The organism is Stenotrophomonas sp. TWI587, from assembly GCF_039674145.1.
Lineage (GTDB): Bacteria > Pseudomonadota > Gammaproteobacteria > Xanthomonadales > Xanthomonadaceae > Stenotrophomonas > Stenotrophomonas maltophilia_AY.
In genome coordinates, this window is the sequence record NZ_JBDJMW010000016.1 from 16,947 (window position 1) to 39,674 (window position 22,728).

General features: G+C 66.7%; 19 protein-coding genes. 13 read left to right on the forward strand and 6 right to left on the reverse strand.

The genetic code is table 11. The annotated features are described in order from the left end of the window. Window positions 1-6 precede the first annotated feature (6 nt). Together ABE464_RS18350 and ABE464_RS18355 are read right to left on the reverse strand one after the other, a co-directional pair. Window positions 7-684: a molecular chaperone gene (locus ABE464_RS18350; protein WP_346473111.1), complete on the reverse strand. Its 678-nt coding sequence runs from the start codon at window positions 682-684 to the stop codon at window positions 7-9. Window positions 685-764: 80 nt separating this feature from the next. Further along, entirely contained in the window at window positions 765-1,289 is a 525-nt protein-coding gene (locus ABE464_RS18355; protein WP_346473093.1) for a spore coat U domain-containing protein, read from the reverse strand. A gap of 265 nt (window positions 1,290-1,554) precedes the next feature. On the opposite strand from ABE464_RS18355, the gene map reads away from it, so the two are divergent. From map to dapE, 6 genes are read left to right on the forward strand one after another with little or no spacing between them, the layout of a single operon-like run. Continuing rightward, entirely contained in the window at window positions 1,555-2,328 is a 774-nt protein-coding gene (gene map, locus ABE464_RS18360) for a type I methionyl aminopeptidase (RefSeq protein ID WP_123728774.1), read from the forward strand. 2 nt (window positions 2,329-2,330) lie between these two features. Further along, a complete protein-coding gene (locus ABE464_RS18365) occupies window positions 2,331-4,970 on the forward strand; it encodes a [protein-PII] uridylyltransferase (RefSeq protein WP_346473094.1) in 2,640 nt (879 codons plus the stop codon). Next, complete coding sequence (gene dapD / locus ABE464_RS18370) at window positions 4,970-6,049, forward strand: 2,3,4,5-tetrahydropyridine-2,6-dicarboxylate N-succinyltransferase (RefSeq protein WP_346473095.1); 1,080 nt, start codon at window positions 4,970-4,972, stop codon at window positions 6,047-6,049. Before ABE464_RS18365 ends, dapD begins: the two co-directional genes overlap by 1 nt. Beyond that, window positions 6,046-6,918 (forward strand): hypothetical protein, encoded by an 873-nt coding sequence (locus tag ABE464_RS18375; RefSeq protein ID WP_346473112.1) that lies wholly within the window; start codon window positions 6,046-6,048, stop codon window positions 6,916-6,918. Before dapD ends, ABE464_RS18375 begins: the two co-directional genes overlap by 4 nt. A gap of 43 nt (window positions 6,919-6,961) precedes the next feature. Further along, window positions 6,962-7,324, forward strand: a complete 363-nt coding sequence (locus tag ABE464_RS18380) for an arsenate reductase (RefSeq protein WP_346473096.1) — start codon at window positions 6,962-6,964, stop codon at window positions 7,322-7,324. Continuing rightward, entirely contained in the window at window positions 7,321-8,448 is a 1,128-nt protein-coding gene (gene dapE / locus ABE464_RS18385) for a succinyl-diaminopimelate desuccinylase (RefSeq protein WP_346473097.1), read from the forward strand. Before ABE464_RS18380 ends, dapE begins: the two co-directional genes overlap by 4 nt. A 72-nt stretch (window positions 8,449-8,520) precedes the next feature. Here dapE and ABE464_RS18390 read toward each other — a convergent pair whose 3' ends face one another. Continuing rightward, window positions 8,521-9,204, reverse strand: a complete 684-nt coding sequence (locus tag ABE464_RS18390; protein ID WP_346473098.1) for a pentapeptide repeat-containing protein — start codon at window positions 9,202-9,204, stop codon at window positions 8,521-8,523. 154 nt (window positions 9,205-9,358) lie between these two features. After that, entirely contained in the window at window positions 9,359-10,237 is an 879-nt protein-coding gene (locus ABE464_RS18395; RefSeq protein ID WP_346473099.1) for a tetratricopeptide repeat protein, read from the reverse strand. Window positions 10,238-10,605: 368 nt separating this feature from the next. On the opposite strand from ABE464_RS18395, the gene asnB reads away from it, so the two are divergent. The 3 genes from asnB to bfr all read left to right on the forward strand — a co-directional run bounded on the left by asnB (window position 10,606) and on the right by bfr (window position 14,330). Beyond that, a complete protein-coding gene (gene asnB / locus ABE464_RS18400) occupies window positions 10,606-12,297 on the forward strand; it encodes an asparagine synthase B (protein WP_346473100.1) in 1,692 nt (563 codons plus the stop codon). 88 nt (window positions 12,298-12,385) lie between these two features. Next, a complete protein-coding gene (locus ABE464_RS18405) occupies window positions 12,386-13,774 on the forward strand; it encodes a cation:proton antiporter (RefSeq protein ID WP_346473101.1) in 1,389 nt (462 codons plus the stop codon). Between the two features lie 67 nt (window positions 13,775-13,841). Continuing rightward, window positions 13,842-14,330, forward strand: coding sequence for a bacterioferritin (gene bfr, locus ABE464_RS18410; RefSeq protein WP_346473102.1), 489 nt, complete (start codon window positions 13,842-13,844; stop codon window positions 14,328-14,330). Window positions 14,331-14,522: 192 nt separating this feature from the next. Here bfr and parC read toward each other — a convergent pair whose 3' ends face one another. Next, on the reverse strand, window positions 14,523-16,766 hold the full coding sequence (gene parC / locus ABE464_RS18415) for a DNA topoisomerase IV subunit A (protein ID WP_346473103.1): 2,244 nt from the start codon (window positions 16,764-16,766) through the stop codon (window positions 14,523-14,525). Window positions 16,767-16,824: 58 nt separating this feature from the next. Next, window positions 16,825-17,703, reverse strand: coding sequence for a helix-turn-helix transcriptional regulator (locus ABE464_RS18420; protein ID WP_346473104.1), 879 nt, complete (start codon window positions 17,701-17,703; stop codon window positions 16,825-16,827). Window positions 17,704-17,846: 143 nt separating this feature from the next. On the opposite strand from ABE464_RS18420, the gene ABE464_RS18425 reads away from it, so the two are divergent. The 4 genes from ABE464_RS18425 to ABE464_RS18440 are packed head-to-tail and all read left to right on the forward strand — an operon-like array spanning window position 17,847 to window position 22,552. Then, window positions 17,847-18,290: a MarR family transcriptional regulator gene (locus ABE464_RS18425; protein ID WP_346473105.1), complete on the forward strand. Its 444-nt coding sequence runs from the start codon at window positions 17,847-17,849 to the stop codon at window positions 18,288-18,290. Further along, window positions 18,287-19,780 (forward strand): efflux transporter outer membrane subunit, encoded by a 1,494-nt coding sequence (locus tag ABE464_RS18430; protein WP_346473106.1) that lies wholly within the window; start codon window positions 18,287-18,289, stop codon window positions 19,778-19,780. The genes ABE464_RS18425 and ABE464_RS18430 overlap by 4 nt, the downstream gene beginning before the upstream one ends. 11 nt (window positions 19,781-19,791) lie before the next feature. Next, on the forward strand, window positions 19,792-20,973 hold the full coding sequence (emrA, locus tag ABE464_RS18435) for a multidrug efflux MFS transporter periplasmic adaptor subunit EmrA (RefSeq protein WP_346473107.1): 1,182 nt from the start codon (window positions 19,792-19,794) through the stop codon (window positions 20,971-20,973). A gap of 7 nt (window positions 20,974-20,980) precedes the next feature. Further along, window positions 20,981-22,552, forward strand: a complete 1,572-nt coding sequence (locus ABE464_RS18440; RefSeq protein WP_346473109.1) for a DHA2 family efflux MFS transporter permease subunit — start codon at window positions 20,981-20,983, stop codon at window positions 22,550-22,552. The last annotated feature ends 176 nt before the right edge of the window (window positions 22,553-22,728 follow it).

A 22,728-nucleotide genomic window follows, 5' to 3' on the forward strand; every position in this document is an offset into this window, starting at 1 on the left:
CAGGCCTCAGCGAGCCGGCGGCGCGGCGGGCAGTGGCGTCTGGGCCGACTCGCCATTGATCTTTGCCGAGAACGTGGCGCCCGCCAGGCGGGCGGCCGGAATGTCCAGTGGCCAGCGCATGGTCTGTCCGCCAAGGACGTAACCGAGCAGGCCGGGATGGATGATCTGCGGGCGGTTGGTCGGGCCGAGGCCAAGGTCGGCCAATTGGGCATAGCTGTTGCCGCTGTTGTGCACCTCCAGGGCCGGTCGCCCGTCATCGAGACGTGTCAGCCGTGCCTGCAGGGCGTATTCCAGGCCGGTGCCCGCGTCGGGTTGGACGAACACCGGCATCGAATAGCGCAGCACGAACTGCATACCGGTGCGACGCGGATCCACCGTGGGCAGTTCATCGACCACCACCCGGTACGCGCGTTGGGAGGCCGGCGTGGCCGGTTCGCTGCGCACTACGCGGATCAACTGCTGCTGGCCGGCGGCCAGCGACTGCATAGGGGGGCTGACCTGCAGATCGGTGGTGGGCAGGAGCTGGTCCTGGCCGGCGTCCTGGCGCCACTCGTAGACCCGCACCTGCACCTGCACCGGGGCGGTGCCGCTGTTGGTGAGCCAGAGCGCATCGGCGTTCTGCCGCGGCGTCAGCTGTAAAGACGTAGGGGCGACCTGCAGACTCGCGGCGGTGGCGCTCCCCATCAGCAGCCACAACCAGCCCAGCACCGCGCACCCGAACAACCGCCCAGGGCAATGCCCTGCGGAAATCGGCATGGCGGACCTCAATAGGTGATGGTGGCGGTGATCGTGTCCTGATAGTTACCGGCAGCGGCATTGTTGACGCTGGGGTTGGCGATCTGGCCGTAGACATTCAGTGTCTGCGCCAGGCCGGTGCCGGTGCCGGCCACTGTATTGGTGCCGGCGGTGGCACCCCACACATTGGTATGCCCGGCATCGCGATAGAGCTGATAGCCGACGAAATTGTTGGCGGTCACGCTGGCGTCGGTGTTTTTCATACGCCGGGTGGTCACGTCGTTGGCCGTCCCGGCATTGGAGCCGGCATTGAGGGCCACGGTGTACGGCGTCAGCGCCGAGCACTGCGCGGTGATCGTGCCCTGTGCATTGGACGGGGTAGTGGCGGTGGACAGGGCCGAACCGAAGTCGACGTCCGTGGCCGCAGCGGCCGTGATGGTGCAGGCCTTGGTGATGATGACCTTGACGTTGAACGTGGTGGTATCGGCCGCGAGGGCCGAGGTGGCGAGGCCGGTCAGGGCCAGGGTGAGCAGGGCAGGGCGGAAAAATCGCATGGGCATGCTCCTTGGACGGGGGTCCTTGCTGAACAACACGATGCTGCCGGACTGTGAAACGGTCTTCACTCGGTTATAGGTGGCGTCTTGTTTGGAGGCCGTGAGATTTGACGAAATCAATGGCCGTTTTCGGCATGAAACTGCGTTCTGCGACGGCCATCCCATTCATTCATGCACCTGACTGCGGGTCGCTGCCCAAACCCCGGCTGTCAGCGTTCCACCCGATCCCGTTCAGATTGGCCCCGGATCGGCGATAATGGCTCCCATGAGCGTGAATCTGAAAACCCCCGAGGAAATCGAACTGATGCGCATCGCCGGCCGCCTGGCCAGCGAAGTGCTCGACGTTGTCACCCCCCACGTCAAGCCGGGCGTGACGACTGAAGAGCTGGACCGCATCTGCCACGACCACATCATCAATGTGCAGAAGGCGACGCCGGCCAATGTCGGTTACCGCGGCTTCCCCAAGACGGTCTGCACGTCGGTCAACAACGTGATCTGCCACGGCATCCCCAGCGAAGCCAAAGTCCTCAAGGACGGCGACATCGTCAACATCGATGTCACCGTGATCAAGGATGGCTGGCACGGCGATACCAGCCGCATGTACTACGTCGGCACGCCGTCGGTCATGGCCAAGCGCCTGGTCGATGCGACCTACGAAGCCATGTGGCGCGGCATCCGCGCGGTGAAGCCGGGCGCGACGCTGGGCGATATCGGCCATGCGATCCAGAGCTATGCCGAAGCCGAGCGCTTCAGCGTGGTGCGCGAGTACTGCGGTCATGGCATCGGCAAGGTCTACCACGATGAACCGCAGGTGGTGCATTACGGCCGTCCGGGCCAGGGCCTGGTGCTGCAGCCCGGCATGACCTTCACCATCGAGCCGATGATCAACGAGGGCACCCGCTACAACAAGGTGCTGCCCGATGGCTGGACCGTGGTCACCAAGGACCGCAAGTTGTCGGCGCAGTGGGAGCACATGGTCGCGGTCACCGAGACCGGCGTCGACGTGCTGACCCTCTCGCCCGGCGAATCGCAGGTCTGAGCATGCTGCCGGCGAGCCCGATGCTGGACGCGCCGGCCGATTCCTTCGCCGACCCGGACTGGGCGGCGTTGGCGCGCCAGTCGCTGCAACAGACCGACGCGCGGCTTTACCGCCGCTTCGACCAGAACGACAACATCGAACGCCTGCTCGCCCTGCGCGCGCGGGCGGCCGATCACTTGATCCGGCTGGCCTGGCACCGCTGCCTGCCTGCCGGGTCGGGGATGGCGTTGTTCGCGGTGGGTGGCTACGGGCGCGGTGAGTTGTTCCCGCGCTCGGATATCGACGTGCTGGTGCTGGGCACGCCCGAGCAGCAGCGACGGCACGAGTCCGGGCTGGCGCGTTTCTTCGCCCTGCTGTGGGATTGCGGCCTGCCGGTCAGCCACGCGGTACGTTCGCCGGCCGAATGCACCCAGGCCAGCGCCGACCAGACGGTACTGACCGCGCTGATCGAATCGCGCCCGGTGGTCGCCGATGACGCGGCCCGCCATGCGTTGAAGGCGGCGGTCAACGTGGAGGGCCTGTGGCCGCCACGCGAATTCTTCCTCGCCAAGCGCGAAGAGCTGCTGGCGCGGCATCAGCGCTTCGGCGACACCGCCGACAACCTTGAGCCGGACATCAAGGATGGCCCCGGCGGGCTGCGCGACCTCAATACGCTCGGCTGGATGGCGCTGCGCGCGTTCGGCGTGCGCGACCTGGAAGCGCTGGTCGGCCTGGGCCATCTCGGCCCGGATGAAGCCGCCGCGCTCAAGCGCGAACGCTGCGCGCTGGCACGGCTGCGCTTCGGTCTGCACTTGGTGGCCAACCGGCCCGAAGAACGCCTGCGGTTCGATTACCAGAAGACGCTTGCCGCCCGCCTGGGTTTCGAAGACGACATCGAAAGCCTGGCCGTGGAAAAGATGATGCAGGGGTTCTACCGCAGCGCCACCGTGGTGCGGCGGATCAGCGACCGACTGCTGCAGCGCTTTGAGGAACAGTTTGATGGCGAAGCGGTGCCCGAGCCGGTCAGTGTCGGTTTCTCGCTGCGCCGCGGTTACCTGGCTGCCAATGATGCCGCGTGGCCGCAGGGCGACATCGAGCAGGTGTTCGCGCTGTTTTCCAGCTGGGCGTACAACCCGGATGTACGCGGCCTGCACTCGCTGACCGCCCGCGCACTGGCCGAATCGCTGCCGGAGCTGGCGGCGTACACAGAGGCCAGCCCCTCGGCACGCGATCAGTTCCTGGGCCTGCTGCGCAGCCCCCGCGCGGTCGACACCCTGGCGCGGATGGCACGCCTGGGCGTGCTCGGCCAGTGGATCCCCGCCTTCGCGCAGGTCTCCGGGCGCATGCAGTTCGATCTGTTCCATGTCTACACCGTGGACCAGCACACGTTGATGGTGCTGCGGAACATCGGCCTGTTCGCCACCAGTCGCGCCGACGAACGCTTCTCCATCGCGCATGAGGTCTGGCCGCGGCTGCGCAAGCCGGAGCTGCTGCTGTTGGCCGGGCTGTTCCATGACATCGCCAAGGGCCGCGGCGGCGATCACTCCCAACTCGGTGCGGTGGATGCGCGCGAATTCTGCCAGGCGCTGGCGCTGAGCAGTTCCGATACGGAGCTGGTGGCCTGGCTGGTCGAGCAGCACCTGCGCATGTCGGTCACCGCGCAGAAGCAGGACATCTCCGATCCAGACGTGATCCATCGCTTCGCCACCCTGGTGGCCAGCCGCGACCGGCTCGATTACCTGTATCTGCTGACCTGCGCCGACATTGCCGGGACCAGCCCCAAACTGTGGAATGCATGGAAGGACCGCTTGCTGGCCGACCTGTATTTCGCGGCGCGGCGCGCGCTGCGCGACGGGCTGGAGAACCAGATGCCGGCCGCCGAGCGTGTTGCCGAAGCGCGCGAATCGGTGCGCCAACTGGTGCGCGAGCGCGGCTACGACGACGCGACGATCGAGCGCCAGTTCACCGTGATGCCCGATGAGAGCTTCATCCGGCTGCGGCCCGAGCAGCTTGCCTGGCAGGCCGCCGCGCTGGTACCGATCAAGCAGGGCCAGACCTTGGTGAAGGTGCGCCGGATCACCCCGGACGACCACGCGCTGGAGGTATTCGTGCACTCGCCGGATCGCGATGGCCTGTTCGCCGCGATCGTGATGACGCTGGACCGCAAGGGCTATGGCATCCACCGCGCGCGCGTGCTGGACGGCCCGGTCGATACCATCTTCGATACGTTTGAAGTGACCCCGGCCGACAGCTTCGCCGATGGCGATGCGCTGCGCCTGGAGGCCGGCCTGCGCGAAGCGCTGTCCGGCGATCTGAGCCGGCTGCGCCCATCGCGTCGTGTGATTCCGCGCCAGCTGCGGCACTTCCGTTTCACGCCGCGCATCGAATTCCGCGATGTCACCGATGGCCAGACCACCAGCACCCGTTTCAGCCTGGTCGCACCCGACCGCCCCGGCCTGCTGGCCGACGTGGCGTTCGTGCTGCGCAACCAGCGGCTGCGCGTGCATGATGCGCGCATCGCTACCTTCGGCGAGCGCGCCGAAGATATGTTCGTGATCAGCGATGAGCATGATCACGCCCTGACCGAATCCGCCAGACAGCAGCTGCAAGACGCGATGCTCGCCTGCCTGGACCCTGATCGAAACGCCGGAGACCCCCACTGATGGCCACCAAGCCTGCCAAGAAGACCGCCGCGAAGACCGCGGCGGCCAAGACCCCTGCTGCCGCGCCTGCGGTGAAGAAGACCGCTGCCGCAGCGAAAAAGTCCGCACCCGCAGTGAAGAAGGCCGCCGTGAAAAAGGCACCGGCACGCAAGGTGGCTGCTACTCCAGCCGAGAGTGCTGCCAAGCGCAGTGCCAGCCGTGATGCCACCATTGCGCGCAAGTCGCTGCGCAAGCCGGCCACGCCGGGTGTGGAAGAACTCAAGTTCGGTATCGAAAGCGCTTTCGAACGCCGCGCCACGCTGACCCTGCATGAGATCGAGGGGTCGACCAAGCCGCTGGTCGGCCGCGTGATCGACGGTCTGGAAACCGGTGAATTCCGCGTTGCCGAGCCCGATGGTCACGGTGGCTGGAAGGTCAACGAATGGCTGAAGAAGGCGGTGCTGCTGTACTTCCGCGTCAACGACATGGCCGTGGTCGATGCACGCCCGGCGCCGTTCTGGGACAAGGTCGAATCGCGTTTTGCCGGTTTCGATGAAGCCAAGTTCCGCCGCGCCGGCGTGCGCGTGGTGCCCGGCGCGATCGCGCGCCGTGGCAGCTACTTCGGCAAGGACGTGGTGCTGATGCCGAGCTTCACCAACATCGGCGCCTATGTGGGCGAGGGCACCATGGTCGACACCTGGGCCACGGTGGGTTCGTGCGCGCAGATCGGCAAGTACTGCCACCTGTCCGGTGGCGCCGGTATCGGTGGCGTGCTGGAGCCGCTTCAGGCCAGCCCGACCATCATCGAAGACCATTGCTTCATCGGGGCGCGTTCGGAAGTGGTGGAAGGCTTCGTGGTCGGCCATCACAGCGTGATCGGCATGGGCGTGTTCCTTGGCCAGAGCACGCGCGTGTACAACCGCGCCACCGGCGAGATCAGCTACGGTTCGGTACCGCCGTACAGCGTGGTTGTGTCCGGCCAGCTGCCGTCCAAGGACGGCTCGCACTCGCTGTACTGCGCGGTGATCGTCAAGCAGGTCGATGCCAAGACCCGCAGCAAGACCAGCGTCAACGAGCTGCTGCGCGGCCTGGCCGACTGAGCACGCCGCAGCCCGCGCTGGCGCAGGCGGCGCGCTACCGGCACCCGTTCGCGGGGTGGCCGGGACGCGCGCTGCAGGGCCTGCTCGGCTGCGCGCACCTGACCGCCGCCCGGCGCGCGCTGACCCGCGTGCTGCCGGTACCGGCCTTGATCAGTGATGTGCGTGAGGTGGTGTACCTGAGCTGGTGGGTGGACGTGCGTCATGCACCGCCGCCCCCGCCGGGCCATCGCCTGTTCGTGCATGACGGGCGTACGCCCTATACGATCCTGACCTACCGTCACGGCCATTTCGGTCCGGCGCTGGCGGGGCCGTTGCGTCGCATTTTCCCTTCGCCTCTGCAGAGCAACTGGCGCTGGTATGTGGTGCCGGATCACGCGACGGACACGTCAACCACGCCGCTTGTCGTGTTTGATCGCAACGTGATCGACAGCGCGCTGCACGCGGCCGGTGCACGCCTGTGGAGCGACGCCATGCAACCGCATCTGGCCGCGCGTTTCGAGCATGCCGTGGATGCCGATGGCGGGCACACCGTGATCGAGCCGGGGCAGGGCAGCGCACCCGCACTGCTCGCGCAGGTGCGCCCGGCAACGGCCTTGGCGGCGGCGTGGGCGGCCGGGGCGTTCACCGATGCAGCGCAGGCCATGGCGTTCCTGGCCTGCCAGGAGGCCGCGTTCGCGGTCGCCGCGGATGGTCGGCTGGCCCTGACCCATATCGATCTGCCGATTGCCCTTTCGGACGTGCAGCCCCTGCAACTGGAGGGCCCGGTGTCCTGCCCGTACCTTGCCGCCATGGGCGTCGATCTGGCCGAGGCGTTCTGTTTCCGGGTGCCGCAGGTACCGTTCCGGGTCGTGTCCGAACGCCTGTTGTGACATCCTCACGGCATCCTTCCTGATCGATGCTGCACGCCCCGCCATGACCACCACTCTGTACGGATTGAAGAACTGCGACACCTGCAAGAAAGCCACCAAGTGGCTGGACCGATTCCAGGTGCCGTACACCTTCGTCGACTACCGCGATCACCCGCCGACGCCGGAGACCCTGATCGACTGGGCCGGCCAGGCCGGTGGCTTTCCTGCGTTGATCAACAGATCCTCCACCACGTGGCGACAACTGCCGGAGAACCGCAAAGCGGCCGACTCCGAGGCCGAATGGAAGCTGCTGCTGCGCGAGTACCCGCAGCTGATCAAGCGCCCGGTGGTGGTGAGCGCCGATGGCGTGATGACCCAGGGCTTCTCGGACAACGGCTTCAAGCAGCGGTTCGGAGTGGGCGCGTGAACGACGTCGTTGCCTTGACCTGCGACCTGATCGCGCGCGCCTCGGTTACGCCCGAGGATGCCGGCTGCCAGGCACTGCTCGCTCGCCGTCTCGAGCAAGCGGGCTTCCAGTGCGAACACCTGCGCCTGGGCGAGGTCGACAACCTGTGGGCCACCCACGGGCAGGGCGCGCCGGTGCTGGTGCTGCTCGGGCATACCGACGTGGTACCGACCGGCCCGGTCTCGGCCTGGACCAGCGATCCGTTCGATCCGCAGATCCGTGAGGGCGTGCTGTACGGACGTGGCGCGGCCGATATGAAAGGCAGTGTGGCCGCCTTCGTGGTGGCCGCCGAGCAGTTCGTCGCCGCCCATCCGGACCATCCGGGCACGTTGGCCGTGCTGCTGACCAGTGACGAGGAAGGCGATGCCATCGACGGTGTGCGTCGCGTCGCCGATATCTTCCGCGAGCGTGGCCAGGCCATTGACTGGTGCATCACCGGTGAGCCGTCCTCCACGGCCGTGCTCGGCGATCTGTTGCGCGTCGGTCGCCGCGGCAGCCTCTCGGCCACGCTGACGGTGAAGGGCGTGCAGGGCCATGTTGCGTATCCCGACAGGGCGCGCAATCCGATCCATCTGGCCGCCGCCGCGCTCGCCGAACTGACCGCACGGCACTGGGATGACGGTTTCGAGAGCTTCCCGCCGACCAGCCTGCAGGTCTCCAACATCCATGCCGGGACCGGTGCCAACAACGTGATTCCCGGCGAGCTGCAGGTGCTGTTCAACCTGCGCTACAACCCGCACTGGAATGCGCCGGCGCTGGAGCAGGAGATCGCCGCGCTGCTGGAGCGTCATGCGATCGAGTACACGCTCACGTGGCATCGCAGTGGCGAGCCGTTCTACACCCCGGAGGGCACGCTGCGCCGCGTCGCGCGTGACGTGCTCGGCGAGTTTGCCGGGGCGCCGCCAGAAGAGAGCACCGGCGGTGGCACCTCCGATGCGCGCTTCATCGCGCCACTGGGTGCGCAGTGCATCGAAGTGGGGCCGGTCAATGCGAGCATCCACCAGGTCGACGAGAACGTGCGCGTCGCGGATCTGGAAGCGCTGCCGGCGTTGTACCAGCGCTTGATCGAGCGCCTGCTCGCCTGAGGCGCACGCCGCGCCGACCCACGGTCGGCGCCTGTCGTGCCAGGTAGGAACCGACCGTTGGTCGGTTCGCCCTCACACCACGATCAACCCGAACGAGGCCAACGCGGCCGCCGCCTGGCGCTGTGAAATCACCGCCTTCTTGAACAGCTTGGCATCCATCACGTTGAGCCCGCTGATGTCGGTGCCGCGCAGGTCGGCGCCTTCAAAGCGCGTCAACCGCGTCTGTGCATTGCGCAGGCTGCCGCCGTTGAACACCGCATCGCGGAAATCGCAGCCGGACAGCTCGGCCTCGGAAAAATCCATGCCCTCCAACTGCGCCTTGCGGAACGACATCCCACGCAGGTCCGCGCTGACCAGCAGGCAATCGCGGAATTCCAGCGCCCAGCCGGTCACTTCCTGCAGATGCGCGCCGGTCAGCTTGCAGTCCTGGAACTTCACCGAGGACAGCGTCGCGCGCCGCCAGTGACTGTTGTTCAGATCGCAGTGCGCGAAACGCGCATCGCTGAGCAGCGCCGAGCTGAAATCGCATTGGCTGCCGCGGCACTTCGTCCACTGGCTTTCCTCCAGTGAGGCCGCCAGCCAGGAGGCACCGGTGACCGAGCACTGGTGGAACTGGAACCCATCCATGTCCAGCCGCGAGAAGTCGCCGTGATCGAACGTGCAGTTCTCGAACACGGCCGCGCGCGGATGTGCGGCGATGATGGCCTGCATGCGCTCGCGGGTAAGGGTTTCATCGCGGAAAGTGGCGGTAGTCATGTCGCCATTCTGGGGGATGTTCCGGACCCTAGGCAGACTTGAAGCGTGTTGCGCAATGTGTACAGCACGGAGCATCGCAAATGCCCGGTAGTGCCGGCCGCTGGCCGGCTCCCCATGTCATCACGCAATCGCGCAAGCCGACCAGCGGCCGGCATTACCCGAAGGTCCAGAACGGCGCTTTGATCCGCTCGCGCCAGTACGTTTCCCCGGCCAGGTAGAACTTCTGAGCATAGGCCTTGGCGAACCAACCGGCGGCTGCATCCAGATCACGCGTCACGCCGGCGCGGCCGCGGCCCAGCAGCAGGCCGCTGAAATACTGGCCATACACATTGCCCTGGTCCGCCGCCAGCTGATACCAGCGCAGCGCCTCGATACCATCGCGCGGCAGGCCCATCCCGAGTTCGTACATCGCGCCCAGATCCACCTGGGCGTTGGCATCACCGCGCTGTGCACGCCGCTGGATGTCGACGACAAGCGGATGCAGGGTGCCATCCGGCTGCGCGGCGATCGCCTGCGGCAGCCGGGAGGATTCGGACGGCATGTGGTGGTAGATGGTCGCGCGCAGGTCCCAACGCAGCGCGCTGGCCGCCTCACCGCGTTCGCGATGGAACTTGGCCAGCATCAGCATCGCCATCGGGTTGCCGTGCTCGGCAGCGGCGCGATACCAGCGCTCTGCCTTGCGCGGTGACGCGCGCAGTGCCGTGCCCTGGCGGATGTTCGGGCCGGTGCCATGCAACAGTTCACCGTGGGTCCAGATCCGGCCCAGGGCCTCTTCGGCTTGGGGGTTGTGGAAGGTCCACGGTGTGACGGCGGCGGCGCGCTCGTACCAGGTCACGGCGCGCGGGTCGTTGAAGGTCTCGTAGGTCCTGGCTGCCTCCCAGGCACTGTCGAAGCTGCCATCGGCCGCCTTGGTCTCGACCGACTGCACGATGCTCGCGGGCGTCCGTGAGGGGGCACTGCTGCACGCGACCAAGGCGAAGGTGAGGGCGATGCCGCCCAGGCGTGTAGCAATGCGTCCGATGCGAAGGGTCATGCCAGCCAGATGGTGCAGAAGGGAGATGATTATGGCCCGGCCCCGAAGCGCGGGGTTGTCCGTGGCGGTCGGTTTGGTTGCCATCGCAACAGTTGCACCGCCGACCAAACCCGGTTACGGTCGACCCATGTCCTCGTTCCCGGCCACCGCTGTCAGCAATACCAACCGCAATAATCTGCGCGCGAATAATCGTGCGCGGCCGATGCGGGACTGCGACCAGGGCTAGTACAAGCAACACGCCCGGACCCCAGAAAACCCGCATCGACCGATGCGGGTTTTTTTGTGGCCCGGGTTTACCCCTTCCGGGCCTGGGTGGCCGGTCGAATGCCTGCAATACGTGTATTCCCCCATCATCAGGAGCTGTTCCCATGTGTTCGATCTTCGGTATTTTCGGCCTCCAGGCCGGCGACGACCTCGCCGCACTGCGCCGCCACGCGCTGGACCTCTCGCAGCGCCAGCGCCATCGCGGCCCGGACTGGAGCGGGGTGTACGTCGATGACGGCGCCATCCTGGTCCACGAGCGGCTGGCCATCGTCGACCCCGCCGGTGGCTCGCAGCCGCTGCTGTCCGACGACGGCGGGCTGGCACTGGCGGTCAACGGCGAAATCTACAACCACCGCGAACTGAAGGCCGAACTGGCCCAGCCGTACGCCTTCCAGACCGGCTCGGACTGTGAGGTGATCAACGCCCTGTACCGCGAAGTCAGCCCGGCCTCGTTCCTGAACCGCCTCAACGGCATCTTCGCTTTCGCGTTGTGGGACCGCGCCGCGCAGCGCGTGCTGATCGCCCGTGATCCGATCGGCGTGGTGCCGCTCTACTGGGGTCACGACAAGGACGGCCGCCTGGTGGTGGCCTCCGAGCTGAAGTCGCTGGTGGACATCTGCGCTGACGCAGCGCAGTTCCCGCCCGGCCACTGGTACGACAGCGCCACCGACACGCTGACCCGCTACTACGAACGCCCGTGGCGCGACTACGACGCGGTCGAAGGCGTCGAGGCCGACCGCGTCGAACTGCGTGAGGCCTTCGAGCGTGCGGTGCACCGCCAGCTGATGACCGACGTGCCCTACGGTGTACTGCTCTCCGGTGGTCTGGATTCGTCGCTGGTTGCGGCGGTGGCCGCGCGTTACGCCCGCCACCGTGTCGAAGATGGCGATCAGAGTGAAGCCTGGTGGCCGCGTCTGCATTCCTTCGCCATCGGCCTGAAAGGCTCGCCGGATCTGGCTGCCGCCGCCATCGCTGCCGAAGCACTGGGCACCGTGCACCACGGCTTCGAGTACACCTTCGAAGAAGGCCTGGATGCGCTGCCGGAAGTGATCCGTCATGTAGAGACCTACGACGTCACCACCATCCGCGCCTCCACGCCGATGTTCCTGCTGGCGCGCCGGATCAAGGCGATGGGCGTGAAGATGGTGCTGTCCGGCGAAGGCAGCGACGAAATCTTCGGTGGCTACCTGTACTTCCACAAGGCGCCGAACGCGCGTGAGTTCCATGAGGAACTGGTGCGCAAGCTCGATGCACTCAACAACTACGATTGCCTGCGCGCCAACAAATCGATGATGGCGTGGGGCGTGGAGCCGCGCGTGCCGTTCCTGGACCGCGAGTTCCTGGATGTGGCCATGCGCATCGATGCCAAGCACAAGATGGTCGGGCAGGGTCCTGCCGGTACGCGACGTATCGAGAAGGCGGTGCTGCGCGAAGCCTTCGAAGGCTACCTGCCGGACTCGATCCTGTGGCGCCAGAAGGAACAGTTCAGCGATGGCGTCGGCTATGGCTGGATCGACGGACTCAAGGCGCATGCCGAGGCCCAGGTCAGTGATCGCGTGATGGCCGCGGCGGACAAGCGTTTCGTGCACAACCCGCCGCAGACCAAGGAAGCCTACTTCTACCGCCACGTCTTCGAGCAGTACTTCCCGACCCAGGCGGCGGCCGAGACCGTGCCGGGCGGCAAATCCATCGCGTGTTCGTCGCCGGCGGCCATCGCGTGGGATGCCAGCTTTGCCGCGATGGCCGATCCCTCCGGACGTGCCATCGCCGGCGTGCACGAACAGGCACTGGCCTGATCGATGGGCCACACCGCCGCGTTGGTCGCGGTGGTGTGGCGACGGGTGCAGCCCGTAGAATCGCCCCTTCAATCGATGGGGATCGGTCATGGACTCTGACACCACCGGCATGCGCCGCAGCGGGCTGGCATGGCGCTACCTGGGCTGGGTGGCACTGCCGCTGTTGATCGGCCTGGGCCTGGCGCGGTTTGCCGGCCCCGCCGTGACTGCACAGGTGGCCCGTGCCGAGTCCTCGCTGGGCGCTGACTGGGCCGCGCATCTGCGTGCGCCGCTCGGTCTGTTCCTGTTGCAGTTGCTGGTGTTGCTGATGGTCGCCAAGGGCGCGGGCTGGGTATTCCGTCGCCTGGGCCAGCCCGGGGTGATCGGCGAGATGGCGGCCGGCTTGATGATGGGGCCGCTGGTGCTGGGCGCCGTGTTGCCCCAGGTGCATGGCGTGCTGTTCCCCGCAGCCTCGCTTGGCTCGCTCGGCCTGCTCAGCCAGCTCGGCGTGCTGATGTTCCTGCTGGTCGCCGGCGCGGAGCTGGATCTGGGCGGGCTGCGGGGGCGTCGTCGTTTCGCCTTCGTGGTCAGCCATGCCGGAATTGCCGTGCCGTTCGTGCTGGGCGTGGGGCTGGCGATCTGGCTCTACGGCGCGCACGCACCGCCGGGTGTGGGCTTCACCGGCTTTGCGTTGTTCGTGGGTATTTCATTGAGCATCACCGCCTTCCCCGTGCTGCTGCGCATCCTGGCCGACCGTGGCATGATCGGCACGCCGCTTGGCCAGACCGCCATCGCCTGCGCGGCGCTCGGCGATGCCACCGCGTGGTGCCTGCTGGCCCTGATCGTCGCCGCCGCGCAATCGCAGGGCTGGGTGCCCGCGACGATCAATCTGGTCTGTGTGGTCGCCTTCGTTGCGCTGATGCTCGGCGTGGTGCGGCCGTGGTTCTCGCGCCTGGTGATCACCCCGGGCCAGGAAGGGCGCTGGCTGCTTATCATGCTGTTGATGGCGCTGGGCTGCGCCCTGGTCACCGAGATGCTGGGCATCCACGCGCTGTTCGGCGCCTTCGCTGCGGGTGTGGCGGTCTCAGGCAACGCCACCTTGCGGCATACCGTGGCCGAGCGTGTCGAGCCGTTCGCGGTGACCCTGCTGCTGCCGCTGTTCTTCGCCATGACCGGCCTGCGCATGCGCGCCGATGCACTGCAGGCCAGCGACCTGGTGCTGTGCCTGATCGTGATCGCGGTCGCCACGCTGGGCAAACTGATCGGCACCTGGAGCGCCGCGCGCAGCGCCGGCATGGACAACCACGAAGCCTGGAAGCTGGGGGCCCTGATGAACACCCGCGGCCTGATGGAGCTGATCGTGCTCAACCTGGGCTACGAGCTGGGCTTCCTCGGCGACCGCGTGTTTGCCGTGCTGGTGATCATGGCCCTGGTGACCACGGCCATGACCGGGCCGTTGCTGAATGCGATGGAGCGGTGGAAGCGCAACTGCAACTGATTCCGATTAGATCACCGGAATTCCAGATAGGGCACCATGCGCGCATTGATTCATCAGGAGCACCCCCATGAAAGGCAACCCGGACGTCATCGCCTGCTTGAAGGAACTGCTGCGTGGCGAGTTGGCCGCGCGCGACCAGTACTTCATCCATTCGCGCCGCTACGAAGACCAGGGCCTGTTCGCGCTCTATGAGCGCCTCAACCACGAAATGGAAGAAGAGACCCAGCACGCCGATGCGCTGCTGCGCCGGATCCTCTTCCTCGGCGGCGACCCGGACATGCGCCCGCATGGGTTCGAGCCCGGCGTGACCGTGGAAGAGATGCTGCAGAAGGACCTGGAGACGGAGTACAGCGTCCGCAACAACCTGGCCGCCGGCATGAAGCTGTGCGAACAGCACCAGGACTATGTCAGCCGCGACATGCTGCTGGTGCAGTTGAAGGACACCGAAGAAGACCACGCCTGGTGGCTGGAACAGCAGTTGGGCCTGATCAAGCGCATTGGCCTGGCGCTGTACCAGACCAGCAAGATGGATGCGAAGGGTACCGCTGCGCACTGAGTGCGGCATCGGGTTCCGCACGCCAGCCAGCCTTCGCCAGCCAGCTGCTGAACCCTCGTCCGCCCGCCAGCCTCTGCCAGCCAGCCGACGTTGAGACGATCAGAAAGGCCGGGGAAACCCGGCCTTTTCTGTGGGCGCAACAAAACGGCCGGGTTTCCCCGGCCGTTTCGATTCACCTCAACACCGTGACGCTTACTCCACCGCCAGCCCTTCCACCTTCTGCCAGCCACGCGGCAGCAGATGGCCACGGGTCGCGCGGGTGCCCAGGTAGGTGTCCAGATCCTTGAACGACAGGTTCATCGTGCGCTGGCCACTGCGGACCAGCAGCGTGTTGCCCGGGGCCACCGACACCACCGCGACCACGCGCTCGGTGGCGAGCTTGGCCTTGGGGATGTCGATGATCTTGTTGCCCTTGCCCTTGTCCAGTTCCGGCAGGTCGCTGGCGGCGATCGCCAGCAGGTTGCCCGAGCTGGTCACCGCCACGATGCGGTCGGTGTCCGGATTGGCGACCACGGCCGGGGTCAGCACCTTGGAGCCGGAGGTCAGGTTGAGCATCGCCTTGCCGGCCTTGTTGCGGCCGGTGAGGTTCTCGAAGCGGGTCACGAAGCCATAGCCGTGCGTGGAGGCCAGCACGAAGCGCGTGTTGTTCTCGCCACTGGCCAGCGTCATGAAGGCGCTGCCCGGCGCCGGTGAGAAGCGACCGGTCAGCGGCTCACCATTGCCGCGCGCCGAGGGCAGGGTGTGGATCAGGGTCGAATACGCGCGGCCCTCGCTGTCCAGGAACGCCACCTGCTGCGTGCTGCGTGCGCGCACTGAACCGAGCAGCGCATCGCCATCACGGTAGGAGAGGGTGGACGGGTCCATGTCGTGGCCCTTGGCCGCACGGATCCAGCCCTTCTCCGAGAGCACTACCGTCATCGGTTCGCTCGGCACCAGCTCGGTTTCATCGATGGCCTGCGCCGCGCCACGCTGCACCAGCGGCGAGCGACGGTCATCGCCGAACTTCTTGGCATCGGCCACCAGCTCATCGCGGATCAGCTTCTTCAGCTTGGCCTTGCTCTCCAGGATGCCGACGATCTTGTCGCGTTCCTTGGCCAGCTCGTCCTGCTCGCCGCGGATCTTCATCTCTTCCAGGCGGGCCAGCTGCTTCAGCTTGGTCTCCAGGATGTACTCGGCCTGCTCCTCGCTCAGTGCAAAGCGCGCGATCAGCGCCGGCTTGGCTTCGTCCTCGGTGCGGATGATGTGGATCACTTCATCCAGGTTGAGGAAGGCGATCAGCAAGCCATCCAACATGTGCAGGCGGCGCTCGACCTTCTGCAGGCGGTGGTTGAGGCGGCGGGTCACGGTGGTGCCGCGGAACTGCAGCCACTCGCTGAGCAGCGTCTTGAGGTTCTTGACCTGCGGGCGGCCATCCAGGCCGATCACGTTGAGGTTGACCCGGTAGCTGCGCTCCAGATCGGTGGTAGCGAACAGGTGGCCCATCAGCTGCTCGGCGTCCACGCGGTTGGATCGCGGTACCAGCACCACACGCACCGGGTTGGCGTGGTCGGACTCATCGCGGATGTCCTCCAGCCACGGCAGCTTCTTGGCGCGCATCTGCGCGGCGATCTGCTCGATCACCTTCGACGGCGACACCTGGAACGGCAGCGCGTTGACCACGATGTTGCCGTTCTCTTTCAGGAAGGTGGAACGCGCCCGCACGCTGCCGTAGCCGGTTTCGTACATGGTGCGCAGATCGGCGATCGGGGTGATGATCTCGGCGAAGCTCGGGTAGTCCGGGCCCTTCACGTGCTCGGACAGGTCGGTGACCGTCGCATCCGGGTCATCGAGCAGGTGCAGCAGGGCGCTGACGATCTCGTTGAGGTTGTGCGGCGGCACGTCGGTGGCCATGCCCACGGCGATGCCGGTGGTGCCATTGAGCAGCAGGTGCGGCAGGCGCGCCGGCATCCAGGTCGGCTCTTCCAGCGTGCCGTCGAAGTTCGGCGTCCAGTCGGTGGTGCCCTGGTTGATCTCGCCCAGCAGCACTTCGGCGATCGGGGTCAGCTTGGACTCGGTGTAGCGCATCGCCGCGAACGACTTGGGATCGTCGGTCGAGCCGAAGTTGCCCTGGCCTTCGATCAGCGGGTAGCGGTACGAGAAGGGCTGGGCCATCAGCACCAGTGCTTCGTAGCAGGCGCTGTCGCCGTGGGGATGGTACTTACCGATCACGTCACCGACCGTACGCGCGGACTTCTTCGGCTTGGAGGCGGCATTCAGGCCCAGCTCGCTCATCGCATAGATGATGCGGCGCTGCACAGGCTTGAGACCGTCGCCGAGGAACGGCAGTGCGCGGTCGAGCACCACGTACATCGAATAGTCCAGGTACGCCCGTTCGGCGTACTCGCGCAGGGGCAGCTGTTCAAAGCCGTGGAACGCGGGGCGGGCAAGATCGGTCATGCGGGATTGTTACCTGTGGCAAGGGACGGCGACGGCTGTCGCCCTCGCAGGCGGACGATTATCCGGATGCGGCCGGGGATGCCAAGCCGCGTGATGGGTTGAGGGGGTGTCCACTGCGCGCCAGATAGCGCCCGGGCGGGCTGCCGAAGTGGCGGCGGAACACCGTGACGAAGGCGCTGGGGCTGCTGAACCCCAGTTCGTGCGCGATATCGGACACGCTCTGGCCGTCGGACAGCCGGCGCAGACCCTCGGCCAGCCGGGCCTGCTGGCGCCACTGCGCGAAGCTGAGCGTGGTTTCATCGCGGAAGTGCCGGGTCAGTGTACGCGGCGACAGCCCCGCCCACCGGGCCCACTGGTCCAGGCTGCGGCCGTCAGCCGGGTCGGCGATCAGCTGCGAGGCGATCCGCAGCAGGCGCCGGTCCTGCGGCATCGGCAGGTGCATGCGCTGGCGCGGGGCATTGCGGATTTCGTCCAGCAGCACCTCGATCATGTGCTGCTGGCGCAGGGTAGGCTCGGCTGCTGGCACCCACGCGGTGACGCGCAGCGAGAGCGCCTGCAGGAGATCGGAAATGGCCAGCACGCAGGGTTCGTCGGGCAGATCACAGGCCATCGGCGCGCTTACGATCACGCCCCAGCCACGCAGCGGCCCGCAGATATCCACTGTGTGCGGCTCCCCGGGCGGCATCCAGCCAGCGCAGCCGGGCGGCAGTGACCAGGTGCCGTGGCGGGTGCGCGTGGTGAGCAGCCCGGCCTCCACGCAGATCAGCTGGGCGCGCCGGTGCTGGTGCCAGTCGACTTCGCGCTCAAGCCCCTTTGGGCTCTCAATGCGGAAGCCCAGCACGCCCAGCCCATCGTCCCGCTCGAACCAGTCCAGCACCTGGTTGCGGATCATCTGGGCGGCCTCTGTCTCCAGCACTGGCCTGAAAGTGTTATCCATTGTCCAGATTGTAATACCGGGCCAGTGGGGCGCGCCATTAAGGTAGCGGCCTGCCCATTGTTCTGATTGCTGCAACACAGCATTTGGTTCCAAATTAAATATTTCTATTGAGAAATATATTTTTTGGAAGAGAATGCTCACCCATGATCTGCCCTGATGCCCATCCCCCCAGCTTCGGACTCCTGTTGCGCCAAGTGCGCGATGGCCTGGTCCGTCAGCTGGACACGTCGATGGCCGAGGAAAACCTCGGTATCGGCTTTACCCACTATCTCGGCCTGAAGGTGCTCGCGGCCCGTGCCCCGTGCACCGCCAACGAGCTGGCCCAGGCCCTGGACCAGGTGCCGAGCGCGGTGACCCGCCTGCTCGACAAGCTCGAAGCCCTGGGTTGCGTGCGGCGCGAGCCACATGCCCAGGACCGGCGGGCCCTGCAGATCGTGCTGACCGAGCCGGGGCGCCAGTTGTGGACCCGGCTCAAACAGCGCGGTGACCAGACCATCGACGACGCCATGCGTGATCTGTCTCCGGACGAACGCGCGCAGCTGCTTTCCCTCATGACCCGTGTACGCGACTCACTGGTAACGCCATGACTTCCTTCTTTGAACGCCCTCATTCACTGCGCCCGTTGCGGCCGGTGCTGGTCTCCGCGCTGGCGCTTGCGCTGGCCGCGTGTGCCAGCAGCCGCGGCCTGGAGCCGCAGGGCCGCCTGCTCGACGCAGACAGCCTGCAGACCCAGCGCACCCTGGCCGCCAACGGTCTGAGCCAGCCCGGCTGGCCGGCCACCGACTGGTGGCGCGCGCTGGGCGATCCCCAGCTGGACGCGCTGATCGCCGAAGGCCTGCAGCGCAACCCCGGGCTGGACGCGGCCGATGCGCGCCTGCGCCAGGCGCGTGCCCAGATCGGCACCGCCCGCGCTGATCGCCTGCCCAGCGTTTCCGCCTCCGGTGGCTACACCGGCGTACGCCTGCCCGAATCGATGGTCGGTGACGAGCTGGGTGGCAGCTACGCCGGCAGCGGCCAGGCCTACCTGAGCTTCAGCTACGGCATCGACCTGTGGGGCGGCAAGCGCGCCGCCTGGGAAGCAGCCGTGGACAGCGGCCACGCCGCCGAAGTGGACGCGCAGGCCGCACGCTTGAATCTCTCGGCCGCCATCGCCGAAGCGTACGCGCAGCTGGGCTACGCCTGGACGCTGCATGACGTGGCCAGCGAAGAACTGGCGCGCTCGCAGAAGACCCTGGAGCTGACCCGCCAGCGGCGTGCCGCCGGCATCGACAGCGACCTGCAGACCCGCCAGGCCGAAGCCCGCATCCCGGCCGCGCAGCAGCAACAGCAGGCCGCGCAGCAGCAGATCGACGAAGCGCGCACCGCGCTCGCCGCGCTGGTCGGGCAGGGCCCGGACCGCGGTCTGCAGATCGAGCGCCCGCAGGTGCTGAATCCGCTGGCCCTACAGCTGCCCGGTGTGCTGCCGAGTGAACTGCTCGGCCGTCGCCCGGACATCGTTGCCGCGCGCTGGCGCGTGGAAGCGGCCCACCGCGAGATCCACGCCGCGAAGGCCGCGTTCTATCCCAGCCTCAACCTGACTGCTCTCGGCGGCGTGGTCTCCAGTGAAGTGGACCAGCTGCTCAAGAGTGGTTCGACGTTCGCCTTCCTCGGCCCGGCATTGAGTTTGCCGATCTTCGATGGCGGCCGCCTGCGCGCCAACCTGGGCAAGACCGACGCGCAGTACGACCTGGCCGTGGCCGATTACAACCAGTCCGTGCTCAACGCGCTGCGCGATGTCGCCGACCAGGTCAATGCGGTGCGTTCGCTGGCCGACCAGGCCAGTGCCCAGGCCCAGGCGGTCAGCACCGCGCGTGCCGCTCATGACCTGGCCGAGCAGCGCTACCGCGCCGGCATCGGCAGCTATCTGGATGTGCTCAGTGTCGAAGAGCAGTTGCTGGTCGCCCAGCAGCGGCTGGCCAGTCTGCAGTCGCGTCAGATCCTTGTTTCGGTGCGCCTGAGCCAGGCGTTGGGCGGTGGTTTCACCCCGACCAGCGATGCCGCCACGGTCGCCGCCACCCCCGAATCCTCGCATTCCTGAGAGTCATCCCCATGAGTCAGACCTCCGCCCCCGCTGCCGAGAAGGCAGCTCCCTCCCGTCGCGGCAAGCTGCTGCGCGGCCTGCTGGTCATCGTGGTGCTGCTGCTGGCCGCGCTGGCCCTGTGGTACTTCATGTTCGGCCGCTGGTTCGAAGAAACCGACGACGCCTACGTGCAGGGCAACCAGGTCCAGATCACGCCGCTGATCAGCGGCACCGTGGTCGGGATCAACGCCGATGACGGCATGCGCGTCGAACGCGGCCAGCTGCTGGTCCAGCTGGATCCGGCCGATACCGAAGTCGCCCTGCAGCAGGCCGAAGCCAACCTCGCCAAGACTGTCCGCCAAGTGCGCGGTCTGTACCGCAGCGTGGAAGGCGCCCAGGCCGAATTGAACGCGCGACAGGTCACCCTCAAGCGCGTGCGTGAAGACTTCAACCGCCGTAAGGATCTGGCCACTACCGGCGCGATCTCCAATGAAGAGCTGGCACATGCCCGCACCGAACTGGCCGCTGCCGAAGCGGCCGTGGCCGGCTCGCGCGAAACCTTCGAGCGCAGCAACGCGCTGGTGGATGACACGGTGATCGCCACCCAGCCGGACGTACAGGCCGCTGCCGCGCAGCTGCGCCAGGCGTACCTCAACAATGCCCGCGCCGGCATCGTCGCGCCGGTCAGCGGTTACGTCGCCCGTCGTTCGGTGCAGGTCGGCCAGCGCGTGCAGCCGGGCAATGCCCTGATGGCCGTGGTGCCGACCGAGCAGATGTGGGTGGAGGCCAACTTCAAGGAAACCCAGCTGCGCCACATGCGCCTGGGCCAGGAAGTGGAACTGCGTTCGGACCTGTACGGCGGTGACGTCACCTACAAGGGCCGCATCGACAGCCTCGGCCTGGGCACCGGCTCGGCGTTCTCGCTGCTGCCGGCGCAGAACGCCAGCGGCAACTGGATCAAGATCGTGCAGCGCGTGCCGGTGCGCATCGCCATCGATGCCAAGCAGCTGGCCGAACATCCGCTGCGCATCGGTCTGTCGATCAAGGCCGAAGTGAGCCTTCGCGACCAGAAGGGCACCGTGCTGCCGACCGAAACCGCCAAGGGCCAGGTGTTCGATACCGACGTCTACGCCAAGCAGCTGCACAGCGCCGACGATGTGATCCACCAGATCATCCAGAGCAACCTGCCGCAGCAGGCCAAGGCGAGCTGAGGCCATCATGTCCGCACAAGCACCCGCCGCGCCGGGCGCCCCCGCGGCGCCAGGCATGGCCTTCCGGCCGGCCAACGTCGCCCTGTGTACCGCAGGGCTGGCGATGGCCTCGTTCATGCAGGTCCTGGACACCACCATCGCCAATGTCTCGTTGCCGACCATCGCCGGTAATCTCGGCGCCAGTTCGCAGCAGGCCACCTGGGTCATCACCTCGTTCGCGGTGAGTACCGCGATCGCGCTGCCGCTGACCGGCTACCTCAGCCGCCGCTTCGGCGAGACCAAGCTGTTCGTGTGGGCCACGCTGGCCTTCACCCTGGCCTCGCTGCTGTGCGGCCTGGCCCAGAGCATGGGCATGCTGGTCGTCTCGCGTGCGATCCAGGGCTTCGTCGCCGGCCCGATGTACCCGATCACCCAGAGCCTGCTGGTCTCGCTCTATCCGCGTGAGAAACGCGGGCAGGCGCTGGCGTTGCTGGCCATGATCACCGTGGTCGCGCCGATCGCCGGCCCCATCCTCGGTGGCTGGATCACCGACAACTACAGTTGGGAATGGATCTTCCTGATCAACGTGCCACTGGGCATCTTCGCCGCGCTGGTGGTGGGCAACCAGCTCAAGGGGCGCCCCGAACACGTCGAAAAGCCGAAGATGGATTACGTCGGCCTGATCACCCTGGTGATCGGTGTGGGCGCGCTGCAGCTGGTGCTCGATCTGGGCAACGACGAAGACTGGTTCAGTTCGACCAAGATCGTCGTGCTGGCCTGTGTGTCGGTGGTGGCACTGGCGGTGTTCCTGATCTGGGAACTGACCGACAAGGATCCCATCGTCGACCTGCGCCTGTTCCGGCACCGCAACTTCCGCGCCGGGACGCTGGCAATGGTGGTGGCCTACGCGGCGTTCTTCAGCGTGGCGCTGCTGATCCCGCAGTGGCTGCAGCGTGACATGGGCTACACCGCGATCTGGGCCGGTCTGGCGACCGCACCGATCGGCGTGCTGCCGGTGATCATGACGCCGTTCGTGGGCAAGTACGCCTCGCGGTTCGACATGCGCATGCTGGCCACGATCGCTTTCATCTTCCTGTCCTTCACCAGCTTCCTGCGCTCGGGTTTCAACCTGCAGGTGGACTTCGGCCACGTGGCCGGCATCCAGCTGATCATGGGCATCGGTGTGGCGTTGTTCTTCATGCCGGTGCTGCAGATCCTGCTGTCGGATCTGGACGGTCGCGAGATCGCCGCAGGCTCCGGTCTGGCCACTTTCCTGCGCACGCTGGGCGGCAGCTTCGCCGCCTCGCTGACGACATGGTTGTGGGCACGCCGTACCCAGGAGCACCACGCACATCTGACCGAGCACATCTCCGGCTACACCCCGGGCATGCAGGACCAGGTGACCGCGATGGGGCAGGGCGACCTGCAGCATGGCGCGGCCGCGCTCAACAACATGATCAACCACCAGGCCTCGCAGATGGGCTTCAACGACATCTTCTTCCTGCTGGGCTGGATCTTCCTGGCCATCATCGCCTTCCTGTGGCTGGCCAAACCGCCGTTCGGTGCAGGGGCGGGCGCTGCCTCGGCCGGTGGGCATTGAGAACCTGATGTGTTGAAACGAAAAACCCCGCTGAAAGGCGGGGTTTTTTTTTGTTACCGGACGGTAGAAACGAAAAAACCCGCTTGCGCGGGTTTGATCATTTTCTGAGTCATGGTGCCCAGGAGAGGACTCGAACCTCCACGAAGTTGCCCCCGCTAGCACCTGAAGCTAGTGCG